The following is a 20,495-nucleotide window of genomic DNA, read 5'->3' as shown; positions in this document are numbered from 1 at the left end:
GGCGGCAGAGCGGATATAGCGCAAATACACTGGAATATCTTCATCATGCAAAACAAATTTCGCTTTCGTAATACCCAGGGCCACATTCAATGGCGAACACCCGTCATGACCGTTGTCGCTGTGGCAATTTGCAGTGCGCTTTGGATGGTCTATTCCAGCAAGATGACTGCACAAGCAAGTACCAGTGAAAAAAAACAGGCCGACAAGGAAGTGATCTATGAACTGGCAGTGGCTGATATTGCCAGGGCTGAACTCAAGGAGTTGACCGCGCATTTGCCCGTATCCGGTTCACTGGTGCCAGACAGCCAGGTGACAGTGCGCGCCAAGGTGATCGCCGAAGTGGCAGAAGCGCCTTTGCAGGAAGGTATGGCGGTACAAAAGGGGCAGATTATCGCCCGGTTCACCGCCGCCGATTTGCATGCGCGCCTGACTACGCAAGAAGCAGCCGTGGATGAAGCCCAGGCCAGACTGGCACTGGCACAAAAAAATCGCGTGTCGAATGAGACGCTATTAAAGCAAAACTATATCTCGCAAAATGCTTTTGACACAACGCACAATGGCCTGGAACTGGCGCAAGCCAGCCTGAAGTCTGCAATCTCACAAAAACAGGTCGCGCAACTCGCGCTGGCTGATACGCAAGTGCGTTCTCCGCTGGATGGCTTCATCAGCAAGCGCCATGTGCAGCCGGGTGAAAAGGTATCGCCTGATACAGCACTGTATAGCATCGTCAATCTCAGCCACATGACGCTGGAAGCACAAGTGCCAGCCAGCGAAATACCCAGAGTCAAGTCGGGACAAAAAGTGGTGTTTCAGGTTGATGGTTTTGGTAGCCGTGAATTTGTCGGCAAGGTGGCGCGCATCAACCCCGCAACTGAAGCAGGTTCTCGTTCGATGATGGTGTATGTGGCGGTCGATAATGCCGATGCAGCGTTGCGTGGTGGCATGTTCGCCAAAGGCAATCTGGTATTGGAAAAATCGATGCCAGCAACCACCGTGCCGCTGACTGCAGTGCGGCAAGTCAATGGTGCTGATGTCGTTTACCAAATCATTAATGACCAGGTCAAGATGCAAACTGTCAAGCTTGGTCTGCGCAGCGAAGACGAAGGCAAGGTGCAGATTGTGCACGGGCTGGAAGCTGGTGCGGTATTGATCTCTGCCCGCCTCGATGGCGTAAAAGCCGGCAGCAAGGTGAAAATGCCCAAGCCTGACACTGCATCGAAAGTCTAAGCCATGTGGATGACCAAAGTCAGTATACAAAACCCGGTGTTTGCCACCATGGTCATGGTCGGCCTGATGGTACTTGGTATTTTCTCATACAGGGGCCTGGGCCTGGAAAACATGCCCAATGTCGAGTCGCCTGGTGTCTGGATGGAAGTGCAGTATCCCGGCGCTTCGCCAGAGATCGTTGAGAACGACATTACCAAACCGGTAGAAAACGTCGTCAATACCATCAGCGGCGTCAAGCGCATCATGGCCAGTTCTTATGAGGGCAGGGCCGGTATCTGGATAGAATTTCAGTTGTCCGTCAATGGCGACAAGGTCTTGCAGGAAGTGCGTGACAAGGTTGCCCAGATACGTCCCGGCTTCCCGCGTGATGTGAAAGACCCTTTCATCGTCAAGGGTGGTGATGGTAACGGCCGCCCGGTTGTGCAAATGGCGATCAGTTCTGGTGAGCGCAGCCTGCGTGACCTGTCAAATATGACGGATCAGATCATCGTCAAGAAATTGCAAAGCGTGCCAGGCGTAGGCAGGGTGGATGTGCGTGGCGCCGTGGTGCGCCAAGTGCAAGTCAAGCTCTTGCCTGACCGCATGGCGGCCAATAATATCGGTGTTAATGAAGTATTGTCGGCAATACAAAGCACCAATCAAAACATGCCCGCAGGTTTGATTACGCGTGGCTCACAAGATCAACTGGTCAGGCTTGAAGCCAAGATAGCAGATACCCGCGGCTTCAATAAAATCATTGTGGCGCGGCGTGCCGGTGCACCTGTTTATCTGGAGCAGATCGCAGAAGTGCAGGATGGTGAAAAAGAAGAATATTCCATCTCACGGGTGAATGGACAAAGGTCGGTTGCCGTTGCCATCAGCAGGATACAGGATGCCAATATCGTTGAGGTCGGTGACGGCATCATGGAAGCGATTGCTGATCTGAAGACCCGTTTGCCCAAAGACGTGCAAATGACCATCAGTGAAAACAATGCTGACTTTGTCAGGCACTCTCTCGACGGCGTGAAAGAAACCATACTCGAAGGCGCAGGCCTGACGGTGTTGATCGTTTTCCTGTTCCTTCATTCCTGGCGCAGTACTATCATCACCGGCCTGACTTTGCCTATCTCCGTCATCGCCACTTTCATTGCACTCAAAGCTTTTGGGTTTACGCTGAATTTCCTGACCATGATGGCGCTGTCGCTATGTATAGGTTTGCTGATTGATGATGCCATTGTTGTGCGTGAAAACATCGTGCGGCATCTGGGTATGGGCAAAGGCCATAAGCAGGCAGCAGAAGATGGCACCAATGAAATTGGCCTGGCCGTGATGGCAACTACCTTTGCCATTGTTGCCGTGTTCGTTCCGGTGGCTTTTATGCAGGGCATGATAGGTAAATTCTTTTTCCAGTTCGGCATTACAGTGACCGTGGCTGTGCTGGTGTCGCTGTTCGTCAGTTTCACACTTGATCCCATGTTGTCTTCAGTATGGCGTGATCCAGAAGAAGGCCGTTTCAAGCGCTTGCCTTGGCTGGAAAAATTCATGGGCGGCATAGAACATATCATCGACAAGCTTCACCTTATCTACGGCAAATTATTGCAACTGGTTTTGCGCAAGCGTAAAACTACCTTGCTGCTGGCGACTTCACTTTTTGTCGGCAGTATTTTCCTCGTGCCGATGATAGGAACTGAATTTGTACCTGAGGCTGATGAAGGCCAGATCACCATCAACCTGAAAACCCCGGTCGGCTCCAGCCTGCAATATACCGATGATAAAACACGCCAGGTTGAAGCTATTCTCAAGGACATGAAGGACATACAGACTATCAATACTTCGGTCGGTATCGATAATGAGAGAAATACTTCACAGATCAATATGAAGCTCAGCGAAAAGCGCATCACTCACCGCAAGTCGCAAAAACAGATGGAGATGCAAATTCGTGAGCGTTTGAAAAGCATACCTGGCATAGAGATGGCCGTAGGTTTTGATAAGCCTATCTATGTGGCTATACTTGGGCCAGATGCCGACAAGCTGCAAGATGTCATCGATAGCGTCATGAAAAAAATGGCAGGCATCAAAGGCATTGCCGACCTTGAGAGCAGTCTGACAGGGGCTAATCCAACTGTCCTGGTCAAGGTCAATAATGAACTGGCGAATGACCTGGGCTTGTCAGTACAGCAGATAGGTTCAGCACTGCGCCCCTTTGTTGCAGGCGATACCCTGGGTCAATGGCTGGCACCGGATGGTCAGAATTATGAAATTAATGTGCAATTGCCCAAATCAGGCAGGCAAAAAATTTCTGACCTGGGTGACCTCTCACTCGCGAGTAGTAAGGTAGATGCAAATGGCAAACCCATGATGGTGCCTTTGCGCCAGGTCGTGCAATTTATTCCCAGCACCAGCCCACGCGTGATCAAACGCCAGGACTTGCAACGCAGGGCAGCCATTTATGCCAACGTCGAAGGGCGTCCTGCTGGTGACGTGGGTGCTGAAGTGCAAAAACTGGTGAAAACCATAGAGCTGCCACCAGGCTACCGCTTTGATATCGGCGGACAGACCAGGGAAATGCAAGAGTCCTTCAGTGCTGCCGTGGCTGCCTTGGGGATAGCTGTGATCTTTATTTACCTGATCCTGGCTTCACAATTTGGCAGCTTCCTGCAACCATTGGCGATCATGACGGCCTTGCCATTTTCGCTGATCGGCGTGTTGCTGGCTTTGCTGATTACTGGCAGTACCCTGAATATTTTCTCCATTATCGGCTTCATCATGTTGATGGGACTAGTGACCAAGAATGCGATCTTGCTGGTTGATTTTATCAATCAGGCGCAAAAACAGGGCATGAGCCAGTTTGATGCGGTGTTGGCCGCCGGCCAGGTACGCTTGCGTCCTATCATGATGACGACACTCGCCATGATCTTTGGCATGTTGCCCATGGCCATGGGTATCAGTGATGGTGCAGAAACCCAGGCACCGATGGGCCGGGCCGTGATAGGCGGCATCATTACTTCGACGCTGTTGACTTTGCTGGTCGTGCCGATTGCCTATACTTATCTGGATAATCTGGGTAAAAAGTCGAAAGCGTATTTTGCTTACCATGAGCCAGAAGTTAGACCGAACACCCCACATGCAGCAGCGACAGTGGTGCAGGATTAAAGTATAAAAATATCTAAAATATCTAAATCAAAGCACTCATTTTTGAGGCGGAAAAGGTATACTTGCCGCCCGGAAAAAGGGAATCGCGCAAGATCACTTTTTCACTAATTTTTTAAGAGTGTTGTATTTGCCCCGCATGGAAAATCCCTGGGGCAAGTTCAGGCTAATTTTTTAAGAGTGTTTACTCTAGATGTGAAATTTTCGCTATTCATCAAATTGCGTAAATGACATACTACTTGCTAAGTTTTAGAACGCTCGTTCCATTTTATATGGTGCTGGTTAAATCTACTGACTTGCAAAAAAATACTTAACAGGAGACAACAATGCGTCAAACTCACATAGCACTGGGTCTGCTTTCTGCTGCCGTTTTAACGGCTTGCGGCGGCGGTGGTAGTGCTGGTCCAGTCATCGATAACACACCTACCCGCGGCACGCTGGTTGCCAATCCACCTGTACTGGTGCCTATTCCCCAGGCAAGTGGTCCGGCATTGACCAAGCTTGATCCTGTCGTCTTCAAGGCTTCGCTGGATGCGGCTAAACCTGGTTTGACACAAATCACAGGTGCGCCGAAGTGCGAAATCAGCACTTATTACATGAAATACATCACAGTCGGCGGCGCTAACGAAGCGACTGACGCAACTGGTGCCATCATGGTTCCATCTGGCAGCGACCCTGCATGTACAGGCCCACGTCCGGTTATCCTGTATGCCCATGGCACGACAGTAGAAAAATCCTTCAACATGGCCAATCTGCGTGATAACTCAGAAGCTATCCTGATGGCAGCCATGTATGCAGCACAAGGTTTCATCGTGGTTGCACCTAACTATGCAGGCTATGATACTTCTGCACTGACTTACCATCCTTACCTGAACGCAGAGCAGCAAGCCAATGATATGGTCGATTCCCTGCGTGCCGCACGTAAGGCTTTCGCAACTATCGGCGCGCAAGATTCTGGCAAGCTGGTGATCAGTGGCTATTCACAAGGTGGTCACGTTGCCATGGCAACGCAACGCGCCATGCAAACAACCTATGCTTCCGAGTTCAAGGTAAGTGCTTTGGCTGGTATGTCCGGTCCATACGCCATCTCCTTGCTGGGTGACGCAACTTTTGCAGGCAGCCCTAATGCAGGCGGCACGGTGTTTATCCCGCTGATCACGACCAGTTGGCAAAAATCCTATGGTGGTTTGTACACCAGCCCGAACGAAGTCTACGAAGACAAATACGCAACCGGGATAGAAACATTGTTGCCAGGCCCATTGGCTTTCAATGACTTGTTCACGACTGGTAAATTGCCAGCGTACGCGATGTTTGCGAAAGACTCTTTGCCAGGTCCATCTTCTCCTGCATTTGCGGCCTTCTTTGGTGACGGTAACCTGGTGAAAACCAGCTATCGTAATACCTATCTGGCTGATGCACAGAAAAATCCTTGCAACGTCAATCCAGCAGATCCTTTGAACTGTACTCCTGCCAATGCTTTCCGTAAGGCTGGCGTGAGAAACGACTTGCGTAACTACGTACCTAACGTACCAGTCATGCTGTGTGGCGGTAATGGTGATCCTACTGTGTTTTTTGCCAGCACCCAGGCAACAGCAGGTTTCTTTCAGGCTAAAGGTTTGCCAGCAGCAGCGTTGACAGTATTGGACGTTGATTCTGCGCCAACCAGCGCAGCTGATCCATTTGCTGCCGCTAAAGTTGGTTTTGCCCAAAGCAAGCAAGCAACGATCAATGCTGCGATTGCTGCCAAAGTAGATCCGACCACAGCGGTTGCCAGCCAGTATCATGGTACGCTGGTTCCACCGTTCTGTAATGCCGCATCCCGCGCGTTCTTCCAGCAAGTTTTGGCTAAATAAGAGAGGACGCCATCATGAAAAAAATTCATTTCGCTGTTAGCGCCCTGTTTGGTCTGGCCTGCGTTTCTTCTGCTCATGCTTATGAAAATACCGTGCGTGCAGGTATTCTCAATGTTCAGGTGCATTCTGAATCTCCAGACTTTACCAGTAACGGCCCTGCATTCCTGACGCCACAGCCTGCAGGCCTGGTCGTTCAGAATGCAACTACGGTCGTATTTGGTTACACCCGTCGTATCAATGATCATCTGGATTTTGATTTCGTCGCAGGTATTCCACCTGAGCATGAAGTGACAGGCCGTGGCACGTTGGCACCTTATGGTGTGATTTCCAAAGTCAAACAACGCGCACCTACTTTCTTCCTCAATTACAATTTTGGCGCACCGACTGATGCATTCCGTCCGTTCGTTGGTCTTGGTTTGAATTACACGCAGTTCTTTGATGCCAAATCAACTGCTGTAGGTAATATCGCTACTGGCGGGCCAACAAAAATTGATTTGAAAGATTCCGTTGGTTTGGCGGGGCAGGTAGGTGTCAATTACCATTTCAATGACCGCTGGTTTGTCAGTGCTTCTATTGCAGCTGCCAAAGTCAAATCCGATCTGACAGCAACGACAGGCAGTATCGAGCGTAAAACGTCGATCGATTTCCGTCCGGTTGTATTCGGTGTAGCTCTGGGTTACAGTTTCTAATCAGGTACTGATCACTTAATCTGCTTGGTTTGACAGAGGGTTCCAGCGAAAGCTGGAGCCCTTTTTTGTATGTCATTGATAAGTAAGTTATCAGCAGTTCTTCAAGCGTGATGCATCTGGCCTCGTCAATCTGACTGTTGAAGGCTGCGCATCACCAGGCAAGTTGCGCAGGCTGCTCGCCTTGTGCGAGTTGATGCTCAGACCTTTTTAAGGGCAATTCAGCATTTTGTTCCAAAATGGTATATGATGACCATCATGAAAAATAATTCATTAAAGCTAAAAGGTGCAAGTCGCAAAGAAATTACGCACGACCGCATCGTTGAAGTTGCTGCACGTGCAATACGGCGTAGTGGTTATGCTGGCACTGGTGTCGCTGACCTCATGAAAGAAGCAGGTTTGACGCACGGCGGTTTTTATAGTCACTTTGCCTCACGCGAAGCATTGCTGGCAGAGGCTGCTGACAGGGCAGGAGCAGAAGCGGTGGCAGTTTCTGCCCAGATCGCTGCTGCCATGCCGCCTGAGCAGGCATTGCATGCGCTGGTGCAGGCTTATTTGTCGAAGGAGCATTTCGACAGCATAGAGACTGGCTGCCCTGTGAGTGCTCTGGGTTCCGAGATGCCCAGGCAGGCCCCGGAGGTGCGGCGTGCGGCTACCCGTCACATCAAGGAAATGATAGACGTAGTTGCACGCCAGTTGCCAGACTGGGGGCAACCAGGTGCACACGAGAAGGCGCTGATGATGGTTGCCACCATGGTCGGCACCATGCTGATGGCGCGGGCTGTTGATGACCCCAGGTTGTCTGAAAGCTTTCTTGCTGCCGCGCGTGAAAAACTCGCTCCTTCCGGAAATTGATTCCCATGGATGTCCACGGGTTTTTTGTTTTGTTAAAATATGATGATTGTCATATTTTAATGTGAGATATGAGTCTTACCACTCATTAAATGCATGGCCTATATAGATTGGAAAATATGATGAGTATCAAAATAGCACTCGTGACAGGCGCTTCGCAGGGTATAGGTGCAGCTACTGCCGAGAGACTGGCTAAAGCTGGTTACAAGGTTTACGGTACCAGCAGGCGAGGGGCAGCAAAAGGTGAGCGGTCCTTTGAGATGCTGTCACTGGATGTGACCAGCGATGAGTCTGTCACGGCAGCTGTCAATGAAGTCATGCGTTTGAGCGGTCGTATAGACTTGCTTGTCAATAATGCCGGAATAGGCATAGCTCCTGCCGGGGCAGAAGAGATCTCGATAGCGCAGGCCCAGGCGATTTTTGATACGAATTTTTTTGGACTGCTGCGGGTAACGCAGGCGGTCGCACCGCACATGCGACGCCAGGGAGCAGGTCGTATCATCAATATAGGCTCGGTACTGGGTTTTCTGCCCATGCCTTATGGGGCTTTGTACGCTGCGACCAAACATGCGGTCGAAGGTTTTTCTGAATCGTTGGACCATGAGCTACGCACCAGAGGTATTCGTGTCACAGTGATAGAGCCTGCATACACCAGGACCGCATTCGACGCGAATATGCTGGAACCTGACACCAAGATGGACGAGTATCGCGAAATTCGCGCTACAGTGAATAAGAGAATTAAAGAAGTAATGGAAATAGCAGAAGGACCCGAGGTGGTGGCGGAGGCTGTATTGCGGGCTGCCCGTGTGCAGCATCCCAAATTGCGTTACACCGCAGGCAATCTGGCGAAACGCTTGCGCTTGCTGCGCACATTTGCGCCGGCTGGCCTGATGGATGCAGGGATACGGAAAGACCTGCGACTCTAAGCATCGATGCGGTTCTTGTGCCTGGTTCTCGTTCGGCGATTGCATGAGGCTGGCCAGATCGCATCAACAGTTAACAAACAGATTTTTGCCGGAAATTATTGTAAACAAATTGGAGTCACAATCATGATGAAAGCTGTCATTGTCGATCGCTACCAAAAAAAGAGTGCGCTGCGAATGGGTCAAATGCCAGTCCCTGAGTTAGGTGACTATGAAGTCCTGGTGCAGGTTCATGCAGCAGCAGTCAACCTGCTGGATGCGAAGATACGAGACGGTGAATTTAAGCTCATTCTACCTTATCGCTTGCCACTCATCCTGGGCCATGATGCTGCCGGGATCGTGGTTAAAGTAGGCTCCAAAGTGCGGCAGTTCAAATTAGGTGATGAAGTTTATGCCCGCCCTGATGACTTCAGAATCGGTGCCTTTGCAGAATTTATCGCCATCAAGGAAGACTCGCTGGCGATGAAACCAGCATCACTGAGCATGGAAGAGGCTGCCTCTATCCCGTTGGTGGGTTTAACTGCATGGCAAGCGCTGGTTGAAAAAGCCAATTTGAAACCAGGGCAAAAGGTGTTCATCCAGGCTGGTTCCGGTGGCGTGGGGACATTTGCGATTCAATTAGCGAAGCATCTGGGTGCATTTGTCGCCACCACAACCAGTACTTCTAATATTGATCTGGTGAAGAGCCTGGGTGCAGATGTCGTGATCGATTACAAGAAAGATGATTTCGAGAAAGTATTACACGATTATGATGTGGTGTTGAATAGCCAGGACGCAAAGACCTTGGAAAAATCGCTGCAAATACTAAAACCTGGAGGAAAACTCATTTCAATTTCCGGGCCACCGGATACAGCGTTTGCAGAAGAAATTGGCGCGCCGTGGTTCGTTAAATTGATCATGCGCATGCTGAGTTTTGGCGTCAGGAGGAAATCCAGGAGTCGTCATATAAGCTACTCTTTCCTGTTCATGAGCGCTCACGGCAGGCAATTGCGCGAGATTACTTCTCTTATTGATGCCGGGGCAATACGTCCGGTGATAGACAAGGTCTTTCCATTTGAAGCCAGTAATGTAGCAATGGCTTATGTTGAAAGTGGCCGGGCAAAAGGCAAGGTCGTCATCAAGATTCTATAGGTTGTGCAAGACCTGATTGCAGGTGCTGAAAATAATGGTACTGACAGCCAGATCGACTTGCCTGCGATACTGTATAGAAGTCTGTAGAAATGAGCAGTCCCCACATTCACATTTGAGGGCTGCTCATTTTACGTTGGGGCGATCAGCTTGAACTGCTCACTCGATCCGGGCGACCCCGTCCGGGTGACCTGATTAACTATGTTTTTTCTTGCCCAGTTTCAGGTTGGCAAGCAGAGTCTTGCCATGACGTGCAGGTGCTGCTGTGTGATGGGTGACTTTAGGCGTTGGCGCAGTGCGGCGGCTACCTGCTGCTGCCAGCATATTGGTCTGGTTGACCTGGGTGACGATAGGGGTCTGTATATGCAGAGTCTGGCCGTGGGCGACATTTTCACGTTTCAGGTGGTTCCAGATCTTCAATTCTGCGACGCTAACACGGAAGCGTTTCGCTATTGCAGCCAGATTATCGTGCTTGCTAACCTTGTAACTGACCTGGCGGGTAGAAGTTTTTTCGATAACCAGCTGCGCTTTTTCGGCAATTTCCAGTGAGATGTCGTTGTCGGGTGCTTTGGTCGACTTGGGTACCAGCAAGGTTGACCCAGCCTTGACCATCATTTTTGCCGGAATGAAATTCACTTCGCGTACCACTTCAGGCTTGAGCCCCAGCTTGGTTGCCAGTGCTTCTATGCGTTCAGTTTTTTGTACAGTATGCGCAGACCAGCTAGATAAGGGGCCTTGCCACTTGTTCAGGTTTTCTTTGAACAGGGCTGCATTGTCCGTGGGCAGCAAAATTTTTGTGCCTGTACCACCGGTAATGACAGGTCGGCTGAATTGCGGATTTAGTGCCGTAAATTCATCCAGTGGCAGCTCTGCCAGTTGGGCAGCTACACGCACATCAATATCACGGGTTTTTTCGACCGAGACAAAGTAGGGTTGGTTGTCCAGTTTTGGCAGTGCCAGATTGAATTGTTCTGGATGACCAATGATGTTTTTAACTGCCTGCAATTTAGGCAGGTAATTTTTGGTCTCATTTGGCATGTGCACGGAAAGGCTCTGGAAGTCTATCGGCAAGCCCAGTGCCTGTTGTTTCTTGATGGCGCGTTGTACAGAGCCTTCACCCCAGTTATACGCTGCCAGCGCCAGTTGCCAGTCACCAAACATACCGTACAGTTTTTCCAGATAATTCAGGGCAGCGTCGGTAGAATCCACTACGCCACGTCTGTCATCCTTGAACATGGTCTGCTTCAGGTTGAAGTCACGGCCTGTCGCTGCCATGAACTGCCACATGCCGGTTGCCTTGGCAGTGGAAATGGCTTGTGGGTTGAAGGCGGATTCTATGAAGGGCAACAATGCCAGTTCAGTTGGCATGCCACGCTTTTCCAGCTCTTCGACCACATGATAGAGATAGCGTGAGCCACGCTGGACTGTACGCAAGATATATTCGGTACGCGTGCCATACCAGGCCAGTTGATTGGTGACCAACTGATTTTCAAGATCAGGAATGGCGTAACCGGCGCGCACTCGTTCCCATAAATCTGCGGCCTTGTCATCGATGGGAATGACGGCTGCTTCAGAAGGTAATTCCTGTGGAATGACTGTATTGGTGACGGCTTGTACTGAGTTGGTGGTTTCTGGTGCCGATACCAGTGAGAAAACCGGGGGAATTGCGTCTGCAAGACATATTTGTGGCGCCAGGCCAGCTAGGAGCGCGGCGGCCAATATGCTTGGAGAGTGTAGTCGGAATCGTTTCATAGGCAATGAATTGTCTAATCGACCATAGTCGACGTGGATTGCAGAATCGTGTGAGTGTACGCAAGTGCGGTTTGCAGCGTCAAGAAAAATGTCAGCTGAATGACATGTTTTACATCTGTTACATGGGAGTGGCCATATATTTCACCTTTGCTTTCGGTTAAAAGCTACCAAATTCTGCCAATTCCAAATAGATGCTTAAATTCTTTCAAATGTCGCTAAATTGATTTCTTCTTGATCTGCAGATTTTCTGATTGTTGTTGATGACAACGGTATGTAGCTTTTGTAGAGAGGACTTAAGATATTGACATACAATACACATCCCCTTCGACTTATCCATTCAATCTGGACGTGATTTATGCAAACCACAATCAAGACCCTGATGTTGGCAATTGCAACCATGAGTGCTGGTATGGCAAGCGCCGACACAATTATCGATAATGTCCGCGGCTATACCCTGGATCGAGATGGAAACCTGCAGCAGTTCCATGGCCTTTTTTTTAATGATGCCGGCAAGGTTATTGGAATTGCTAAAGAGGGGCAGCCAGTACCCAAAACGCCTAAGGCCAGATATATCGATGGGCAGGGTAAAACCTTATTACCCGGCATGATTGATGCGCATGGTCATGTATTGAGCCTGGGCGCAAGCCAGATGCAATTGAGCTTGCGCGCCACAGTCAATCTGGCAGACGCGCAAAAGGCAATTGCTGAGTATACACATCGCTACCCCTTGAATCAATGGATCATGGGTGGTGAATGGAATCAGGCCAACTGGAAGCTTGGCCGCTTCCCGACTGCGCAAGAAATTGATGCAGTAGTCCAAGACCGCCCCGTCTGGTTGTCGAGGGTGGATGGTCATGCGGGCTGGGCCAATAGCAAAGCCTTGCAATTGGCAGGTATTACAGAAAATACGCCTGATCCTGTAGGCGGAAAAATAGAAAAAGATGCGCAGGGAAAGCCGACCGGCATACTCGTCGATGCCGCCATGCGCCTGATTGATAAGGTGGTGCCACCCGCATCCAATGTCGAGCAAAGAGCAGCCCTGGACCTGGCCTTGCTGGAACTGGCGAAGCTTGGCGTCACCAGCGTGCATGATGCCGGTGTTTCAGAATCTGCCGACAAATTATTCCGTGAGTATGCAGACCAGGGTAAGTTGACGACGCGCGTCTATGGCATGGTGCGCGGTACCGACGGCTTTTTCGATAAAATCTCGCAACAAGGCCCTTTACTGACATATGGACGAGATTTTTATTCTCTGCGTGCGGTAAAGTTGTTTGCTGATGGCGCGCTTGGCAGCCGTGGTGCAGCCTTGATGGCGCCGTATTCAGATGCGCCACATACTCACGGCCTGCTATTCAAGACTACAGATGAAATGTACGCCATGATAGAAAAGGCCGCCAGCAAAGGTTATCAGGTGAATGTGCACGCGATCGGTGATGCTGGTAATCGCCAGATATTGGATGGCTTTGCCCGTTTGCCAGCATCATCCGCCAACTTGCGTCACCGCATAGAGCATGCGCAAGTTGTGGCGCTGGACGATATTCCGCGTTTCAAGCAACTGAGCATTTTGCCCTCCATGCAGCCTACCCATGCGACATCTGACATGAATATGGCTGAGGACAGGGTCGGGGCAGAGCGCATCAAGGGCGCGTATGCCTGGCGCAGTTTCTTGCAGCAAGGTTCACGCATTGCCTGTGGTTCTGACTTCCCGATAGAATCGCCCAATCCATTCTGGGGCGTACACGCAGCGGTCACACGCCAGGACATGACGGGCAAGCCTGCGCAAGGCTGGTACGCCAATCAAGCCATGACAGTGCAGGAAGCATTGCGTTGCTTTACTCTGGATGCTGCCTATGCAGCGCACCAGGAAAATGCCCTGGGCACGCTGGAGGCAGGCAAGTGGGCAGACTTTATCCTTATCGACCAGGACATGTTGAACATGCCTGCCACCGATATTTACAGGATCAAGGTCTTGCAAACCTGGGTAGCAGGCAAGCAGGTTTATCAGAGTGGCAAATAAACCCTGCTCGTCACAGTAGCTGCATTGCGGTTATGCCGCTTGCAGTTGCAATTGTTTTTCCTGTATCGGTAAATGTATCAAGGCTGCACCCACTGCCAGTGTGATGTCGATATACCAGAGCAAATTGAAGTTGCCATTTGCTTCCAGCACTTTGCCACCCAGCCAGACACCCAGGAAGCCACCGAGTTGATGCGTCAGCATCACGATGCCAAACAGACTGGCCATATTGGCAGGCCCAAAGAACTTGGCCACCAGGCCAGCAGTGGGTGGGACAGTAGACAAGAATGTCAGCCCCATAACAGCAGCAAATATCAATATGACAGCACCGGTTTTAGGTGCCAGCAAAAACAGGATGATGGCAATGGCGCGTGTCGCATACAGCAAGGATAGCAGTGATTTCATGCGCCATTTGCCCACTGCCCAGCCCATAGAGATGCTGCCTATGATATTGAACAAACCCAGCATGGCCAGTGCCCATCCACCAAATTCTGCAGGCAAGCCACAGAGGTTGACCACGCCAGGTAAGTGGGTCGCGAGAAAAGCCACATGGAATCCGCAGACAAAAAAGCCAGCCGCCAGCATCAGGTAACTGGGATTTTTCAGGGCAATGGAGATTGCTTTGGAAGTGCTGACAGGTGCTTGCCCTGCACTGATAGCTTGCACAGGTTTGCCACGTAACAGATAGGCAGCGGGCAGGGCCAACAAGACTATCGCGCCCATGATCTGCATGGCATTATTCCAGCCGTACACATTCATGAGCGTGATGGCGATCGGTGCCATCAAAAACTGACCAAATGAGCCGCCTGCATTTACCAGGCCAGTGGCAATGCCACGCTTTTCTGCCGGGATCATGCGGGTGGCTGTTGCCATCAGTACCGCAGGCCCTGCCATGCCCGCACCACCCGCCGCCAGCATGCCTATGGCAAAGATCAGGCCCGCCGTGGTTGTCATCAGTGGTGTGATGAAGGTGCCCAATGCCACCAGGACGATGCCGACGCACAAGACGCGGCCGGCCCCCATTTTGTCGGCAAAGGCACCAGCGAATGGCTGTGTCAGGCCCCACCATAACTGCCCAAACGCGAAAGCCAGACTAATATTGCCTACACCTAAGCCGGTGGCAGTATTCATGGGGCTCAAAAACAAGCCCATGCTTTGCCTTGCACCCATGGTCAGGGCAAAGGTGCCAGCGGTGCCCAACAACACCAGCCAGATGGCAGGGTATTTGTTCATCAGATTGTTCTTGGTATCCATATTATTTTCCATGAATGAAAGCGACTTTTATTTTAAATGATGATCATCATGATTGAATATATTACGATTATAATTTATAATGTCAAGAGAATTTAGTGATTGAGGATCGCCATGAAAGTCAGCAGAGAGCAGGCAAATGAAAATCGCCAGCGCATTCTGGAGGTAGCTTCACAGCTGTTCAGGGAGCGTGGTTATGATGGCGTCAGCGTGGTCGAGTTGATGAAAGGTGCGGGTCTGACCCATGGTGGCTTTTATGGAAATTTTTCTTCCAAGGAAGACCTGATTGCACAAACCTGTGCATTAAGTCTGGGGCGTTCGGCAGAACGCTGGAAACGCTGGCAGACAGAGTCTGCTGCTACAGCTTTATCGCGCATTGCCAGTGACTATCTGTCTCCTGCGCACAGAGACAAACCGGGCAGGGGCTGTGCCCTTGCTGCGTTGGGATCAGATATGGCAAGGCAAAATGAAACAGTGCGCAAAGTCGCCGATCAAGGCGCGCAGGACTTGATGGCCGTACTGGTAGATTTACTGCCTGGTGACACCAAAGAAAAAAGAGAAGACAAGGCTATGCTGGCTTTGGCGAGTATGGTGGGCGCAGTTGTGCTCGCGCGGGTGGCCGAAGATGAGGAGTTTTCCCAGCGCATTTTGCAGGCAGTTGCCACTAGTCTGGAAAAGTCTGCTACGTAATTTAAGGCTTAGGCTGTTGCAAAGTCAAATGCTTTGCAACAGCCCCAAGGTTTTTACTCTTCGCTTCTGTGTAAATCAAATTGTAGTGCCGCCAGTTTTGCATAAACCCCACCTTGCTCTACCAGCGAAGAATGAGTGCCGGTTTCCACAATGCGGCCATGTTCCATGACGATGATGCGGTTGGCACGCTGCACTGTTGCCAGCCTGTGCGCAATGATCAGGGTAGTGCGGCCCTGCATCGCTACTTCCAGCGCACCTTGTACCAGTCGTTCTGATTCTGCATCTAGTGCACTGGTGGCTTCATCCAGTAATAGCAGTGGCGGATTTTTTAGCAAGGCGCGGGCAATTGCTATCCTTTGTTTTTGCCCGCCAGATAAACGTACCCCACGTTCGCCGAGGAAGGATTGATAGCCTTCCGGCAGTCTTTCTATAAACTCATGCGCGGCTGCCATTTTTGCCGCTGCAATCACTTCTGCATCACTGGCGTCGGCACGGCCATAGCGAATGTTTTCCATGGCATTGGCTGAGAAAATAACGGTATCTTGCGGTACGACGCCTATCGCTCCACGCAATTCATGCAAATTCAGTTCACGGATATTGATGCCATCGAGAGTAATCCTGCCTTGCTGCGGATCATAAAAACGCAGCAGCATCTGGAACAGCGTCGTCTTGCCTGCACCGGAAGAACCGACAATGGCGACAGTTTCGCCAGGTTGTATATCCAGGTTCAGATTCAACAAGGCAGCAGTATTGGGGCGGGACGGATAATGAAATTCCAGCCCCTGCAATGACAGTGCCGCGCCTCTGGGATCATGCCCGGCGCGGGTAGGCAGGCTCAGTGCCTGTGCTGGATTTTGTATCGGTGATTTGACTTCGATCAATTCCAGCAGACGCTCGGTTGCACCGGCAGCACGCTGGGCATCGCCCATGACTTCAGACAGTGCACCAACAGCACCCGCGACGATGGATGCATATAAAATAAATTGACCCAGCTCACCGCCACTCATGCGGCCTTGCATCACCGCATGCGCACCCAGCCATAATACAAAAACAATCGCACCAAAGATCAGCAGGATCGCCATGACTGTCAATAGAGAGCGGGCGCGTATGCGGCGCATGGCAGTGCTGAACGCACCTTCTACCGTTCCAGAAAACCGCTGGGCTTCTATATGCTCATGGGTAAAGGCTTGCACAGTCGGCATGGCATTCAAGATTTCGCCTGCAATTGCCGATGCATCCGCAATGCGGTCTTGCGAATCACGCGACAGTGTGCGAACACGCCGCCCAAACAAAATGATGGGCAAGACCACCACGGCCAGCATGACGATGATGATGGACGACAATTTGGGGCTGGTAATGAACAACATCACCAGTCCACCAAGGAAGAGCAGGAAGTTCCGCAAAGCCATGGAGATGCTGGTACCCACCACAGTTTGTATCAGCGTAGTATCCGTCGTCAGGCGTGACAGTACTTCACCAGTTTGCGTGGTTTCAAAAAATTCCGGGCTTTGCGTGACGACATGTGAATACACTGCATTGCGTATGTCTGCCGTCACTCGTTCTCCCAGCCACGACACCATATAAAACCTTGCTGCAGTGGCGATACCGAGTACGCAAGCCACACCAAACAGGGCGAGGAAGGTCAGGTCCACATGCTTGATACTGCGGTCACCAGCACCAAAACCCAGGTCTATCATCTGGCGAAAGGCGTAGGGTATTGCCAATGTGGCACTGGCTGCGACCAGCAAAGCAATGCCAGCCAGTACAAACTGCATCTTGTAAGGTGTGAGAAAGGGTAGCAGGCCCTTAAGGGTCTGGAAACTGCTACGCTGGGAAATTTCAGCGGCGGGTTTTGGCTTGGGCGGGGACGTTGAGGCGGGAGTGGTCATGCGCAGTCCAGAATAGTGGGCAAGCGTGGGCTAAGCAAATAGCAAAGGGTATAGATGATGATAGGTGAGCCAAAATCAATAGTCACATTGCTCTTTTTCGTTTATTAAACTATTGATAATAGTTGAGCTCGCTCAGGTCTTGAGCGCGACGCTTGCTACTGCGTGTAGAATCTGAACACTATGCCACGCTGAGAGCTACGAATGAAACGCTTGTTGAAATGGAGTCTGCTTGTATTGACTGGTTTGCTGCTGATAGCGATCATTGCCGCCGCTGTTCATCTCTATGGCAAACGTGTACAACGTTCAGGTAATCAGATTTTGACGGGCTTGCAAGCGGAAGTGACCGTGCAATATGACGAGCGTGGCGTGCCGCATATAGAAGCAAAAAATGAAGCAGACCTGTATCGTGCGCTGGGTTATGTACATGCACAGGATAGGCTGTTTCAAATGGAAATGGTGCGTCGCCTGGCCAAGGGAGAACTGGCCGAAATTCTTGGTCCAAAACTGCTGGATACTGACCGCCTGTTCCGCACCCTGGGTTTGCGCAAACATGCGGCGGATTACGCTGCCAGACTCGATAAAAATTCTCCCGCAGTCAAAGCGCTGAATGCCTATCTCGATGGCATCAACCAATATCAGGCTGGCCATGCCTCTCCACTGGAATTTGAATTGCTGGGCATACCCAAGCGCCCGTTTACTGCAGAAGATACAGTCGCTGTATCAGGTTACATGGCCTACAGCTTTGCTGCAGCCTTCCGTTCTGAACCGGTATTGACACAAATACGAGACAAGCTTGGCGCAGATTATTTGCGCATTTTCGATCTGGCCTGGCATCCCGAAGGTGTCATCAAACCTTTGCAATTGAGCGCGACAGACTGGGAAAGGATGAACCACATCGCAACGACGAGCCAGCAAGTCGTGGAAGAGTTTGGCCTGCCACAGTTCGAGGGCAGCAATGCCTGGGTAGTGGCTGGCAAGAATACCGCCAGTGGTAAACCCTTGCTGGCAGGTGACCCCCACATCGCTTATTCAGCACCTTCAGTCTGGTATGAAGCCCATCTCAAAATGCCTGGCTTTGAATTATATGGTCACCATCAGGCACTCAATCCCTTTGCACTGCTGGGGCATAACCAAAATTTTGGCTGGACCCTGACCATGTTCCAGAATGACGATGTTGATTTTATTGCCGAGAAAGTCAATCCGCAAAATCCCAATCAAATCTGGATCAAAGCGCAATGGGTGGATATGCAAAGCCGTGAAGAGATCATCAAGGTCAAAGGGGGGGAGGCTGTTAAATTGCAATTGCGAACGTCCCCTCATGGCCCCATCATCAGCGATGCCTTCCGTCTAGCTTGGGGGGAAGATATGACTGCCAAGCCCATCGCCATGTGGTGGGCATTTCTGGAAACTGAAAACCCAGTACTCGACGCTTTTTACGAATTGAACCGCGCCAGTACAAAAGATATTGCAGCACATGCTGCCAGCAATATCCATGCGCCGGGCTTGAATGTGGTCTGGGCAAATACGCAAGGTGATATCGCCTAGTGGGCTGCGGCGAAACTGGTCAAGCGACCATCTGATGTGAACCCGGCGTTCATCCTTGATGGCAGTACGGCAGAAGCAGATAAGCCAGGCTTTACTGATTTTGCTGACAATCCGCATGAAGTCAATCCTGTGCGTGGTTATATCGTCTCAGCCAATCAGCAACCTTTGCCCTCAGCTGATTTTGCCATTCCAGGCTATTACAATCTGAATGAGCGCGCACGCAGGCTGGAAGCCTTATTGTCGCAACCTGGCATCAAGTGGGATACCAAAAACAGCCAGGCTATGCAGCTTGATAGCAAGACCGATTATGCCGCGCAGATTTTGCCATTCATATTGCCGACCTTGCGCAAACAAGTAAATGATGCGGACGGCAAGCGTCTGCTGGAACAACTGGAAAAATGGGATGGCAGTTACCAGGCGAACAGCATAGCGCCCACCATCTTCAGTCAACTGCTGTATCAGATCATCTACGCAGCGATGGCAGATGAAGTGGGGGACGTCCAGTTTAAAAACCTCTTGCGCACACGCGCACTCGATTATGCCTTGCCACGCCTGCTGGCTGATGCAAATTCACCCTGGTGGGATAATCGTACTACACCTGTAGTGGAAACCCGCGACGATATCTTGATGATGGCATGGCGTGACAGTATCGCGCACTTGCAAAAAACCTTTGGCGCAGACAGCAAGCAATGGACCTGGGGCAAGGCGCATACCCTGACACACAAGCATCCCTTATCTCAGCAAAAGCCGCTGGACAAGCTATTCAACATCGGCCCGTTTGAAGTTGCGGGTGGGCGTGAGGTGCCGAATAATCTGGCCGCGGCGATAGGGCCAGCACCATGGGATGTAGTGTATGGCCCATCCACACGACGCCTGATAGATTTTGCTGATGCGTCGAAGGCTTTGGGCATTAATCCTGTAGGGCAGAGCGGGGTTTTGTTTGATGCACACTACAATGATCAGGCGGCAGGGTTTGCGGCTGGGACTTATGTGCAGCAGTATTTGAGTGAGGGGGATGTTGTAGGGCATGCGAAGAGTGTGTTGGTGTTGAGGGGGAAATAGGAGGACCTGTTATCATCATCATCGAAGCATAATCCGGCAATGATGCAACGAACATATTGACGTCATTCCAGCATGCTTTTAGCTGGAATCCAGTGGCGTTCGTGACATATCTTTAAGTGTATTAACTTGTGAATCGTTGCTGTTTTGGACGATTTGATTTTCAAATGCCTGCAATCGTATTTTAAGATTACCGGCCGGTGGTAGACCGGCGACTCCCCACCTTTTTGCTTCGCCAAAAAGGTGGGCCAAAAAGGCGACCCAGGCGTCGTCGCCCCCTAAAGGCTGATCATTACCCACATCTTTCCTGACAAATTCACATTTGACAGAAATTTCTTGTAAACAGACGATAGTGATGTTAACTTTTGATTCGTGAAAATAATTAAAATCCCTGAATGGACATTGACGAAGACCAGGAGGATTGCGACTGGGCCGAAAATGAATTGGGCTTAGTGCAACTTGGCGACAAACGTCTGACATCACGCTTAGTATTGCTG

The 20,495-nt window shown here is 50.8% G+C and carries 14 protein-coding genes and 1 pseudogene; 11 read left to right on the top strand and 4 right to left on the bottom strand.

Translation table 11 applies throughout. The features are described 5' to 3' along the window. Nucleotides 1–45 precede the first annotated feature (45 nt). The 7 genes from ACO0LG_RS17885 (at nucleotide 46) to ACO0LG_RS17855 (ending at nucleotide 9,801) form a co-directional block, all read left to right on the top strand. Entirely contained in the window at nucleotides 46–1,227 is a 1,182-nt protein-coding gene (locus tag ACO0LG_RS17885) for an efflux RND transporter periplasmic adaptor subunit (protein WP_423028781.1), read from the top strand. A 3-nt stretch (nucleotides 1,228–1,230) separates the two neighbouring features. Continuing rightward, on the top strand, nucleotides 1,231–4,359 hold the full coding sequence (locus ACO0LG_RS17880) for an efflux RND transporter permease subunit (RefSeq protein ID WP_423028779.1): 3,129 nt from the start codon (nucleotides 1,231–1,233) through the stop codon (nucleotides 4,357–4,359). Nucleotides 4,360–4,682: 323 nt separating this feature from the next. Next, on the top strand, nucleotides 4,683–6,209 hold the full coding sequence (locus tag ACO0LG_RS17875) for an alpha/beta hydrolase (protein ID WP_423028777.1): 1,527 nt from the start codon (nucleotides 4,683–4,685) through the stop codon (nucleotides 6,207–6,209). Between the two features lie 14 nt (nucleotides 6,210–6,223). Next, nucleotides 6,224–6,898, top strand: coding sequence for an OmpW/AlkL family protein (locus tag ACO0LG_RS17870; RefSeq protein WP_423028775.1), 675 nt, complete (start codon nucleotides 6,224–6,226; stop codon nucleotides 6,896–6,898). 243 nt (nucleotides 6,899–7,141) lie between these two features. Then, a complete protein-coding gene (locus ACO0LG_RS17865; RefSeq protein ID WP_423028773.1) occupies nucleotides 7,142–7,750 on the top strand; it encodes a TetR/AcrR family transcriptional regulator in 609 nt (202 codons plus the stop codon). A 119-nt stretch (nucleotides 7,751–7,869) separates the two neighbouring features. After that, nucleotides 7,870–8,673 carry an oxidoreductase gene (locus ACO0LG_RS17860; protein ID WP_423028771.1) on the top strand — a complete coding sequence of 268 codons (804 nt, stop codon included), beginning with the start codon at nucleotides 7,870–7,872 and terminating at the stop codon, nucleotides 8,671–8,673. A gap of 126 nt (nucleotides 8,674–8,799) precedes the next feature. Beyond that, the gene (locus ACO0LG_RS17855; protein ID WP_423029203.1) at nucleotides 8,800–9,801 is read left to right on the top strand and encodes an NADP-dependent oxidoreductase; all 1,002 of its coding nucleotides are present in this window, start codon (nucleotides 8,800–8,802) and stop codon (nucleotides 9,799–9,801) included. A 192-nt stretch (nucleotides 9,802–9,993) separates the two neighbouring features. On the opposite strand, the gene ACO0LG_RS17850 is transcribed toward ACO0LG_RS17855, so the two are convergent. After that, nucleotides 9,994–11,550 carry a transglycosylase SLT domain-containing protein gene (locus tag ACO0LG_RS17850; RefSeq protein ID WP_423028769.1) on the bottom strand — a complete coding sequence of 519 codons (1,557 nt, stop codon included), beginning with the start codon at nucleotides 11,548–11,550 and terminating at the stop codon, nucleotides 9,994–9,996. A gap of 355 nt (nucleotides 11,551–11,905) precedes the next feature. Between ACO0LG_RS17850 and ACO0LG_RS17845 the strand changes: the two genes are divergently transcribed. After that, nucleotides 11,906–13,567, top strand: coding sequence for an amidohydrolase (locus tag ACO0LG_RS17845; RefSeq protein WP_423028767.1), 1,662 nt, complete (start codon nucleotides 11,906–11,908; stop codon nucleotides 13,565–13,567). 30 nt (nucleotides 13,568–13,597) lie between these two features. Here ACO0LG_RS17845 and ACO0LG_RS17840 read toward each other — a convergent pair whose 3' ends face one another. Next, nucleotides 13,598–14,830 carry an MFS transporter gene (locus tag ACO0LG_RS17840; RefSeq protein WP_423028765.1) on the bottom strand — a complete coding sequence of 411 codons (1,233 nt, stop codon included), beginning with the start codon at nucleotides 14,828–14,830 and terminating at the stop codon, nucleotides 13,598–13,600. Between the two features lie 99 nt (nucleotides 14,831–14,929). Between ACO0LG_RS17840 and ACO0LG_RS17835 the strand changes: the two genes are divergently transcribed. Beyond that, nucleotides 14,930–15,505: a TetR/AcrR family transcriptional regulator gene (locus ACO0LG_RS17835; RefSeq protein WP_423028763.1), complete on the top strand. Its 576-nt coding sequence runs from the start codon at nucleotides 14,930–14,932 to the stop codon at nucleotides 15,503–15,505. A 53-nt stretch (nucleotides 15,506–15,558) separates the two neighbouring features. On the opposite strand, the gene ACO0LG_RS17830 is transcribed toward ACO0LG_RS17835, so the two are convergent. Beyond that, nucleotides 15,559–17,394 carry an ABC transporter transmembrane domain-containing protein gene (locus ACO0LG_RS17830; protein WP_423028761.1) on the bottom strand — a complete coding sequence of 612 codons (1,836 nt, stop codon included), beginning with the start codon at nucleotides 17,392–17,394 and terminating at the stop codon, nucleotides 15,559–15,561. Between the two features lie 201 nt (nucleotides 17,395–17,595). On the opposite strand from ACO0LG_RS17830, the pseudogene ACO0LG_RS17825 reads away from it, so the two are divergent. After that, nucleotides 17,596–20,001: pseudogene (locus ACO0LG_RS17825) on the top strand (penicillin acylase family protein). 78 nt (nucleotides 20,002–20,079) lie between these two features. On the opposite strand, the gene ACO0LG_RS17820 reads toward ACO0LG_RS17825, so the two are convergent. After that, complete coding sequence (locus ACO0LG_RS17820; protein ID WP_423028759.1) at nucleotides 20,080–20,298, bottom strand: hypothetical protein; 219 nt, start codon at nucleotides 20,296–20,298, stop codon at nucleotides 20,080–20,082. Between the two features lie 95 nt (nucleotides 20,299–20,393). Between ACO0LG_RS17820 and ACO0LG_RS17815 the strand changes: the two genes are divergently transcribed. Continuing rightward, nucleotides 20,394–20,495 (top strand): transposase DNA-binding-containing protein (locus ACO0LG_RS17815; RefSeq protein ID WP_423029202.1); only part of this gene is annotated, 102 nt, incomplete at its 3' end.

It is taken from the genome of Undibacterium sp. Ji42W (assembly GCF_049340405.1).
GTDB lineage: Bacteria > Pseudomonadota > Gammaproteobacteria > Burkholderiales > Burkholderiaceae_D > Undibacterium.
This window is presented reverse-complemented; position numbering and strand designations above follow the sequence as displayed.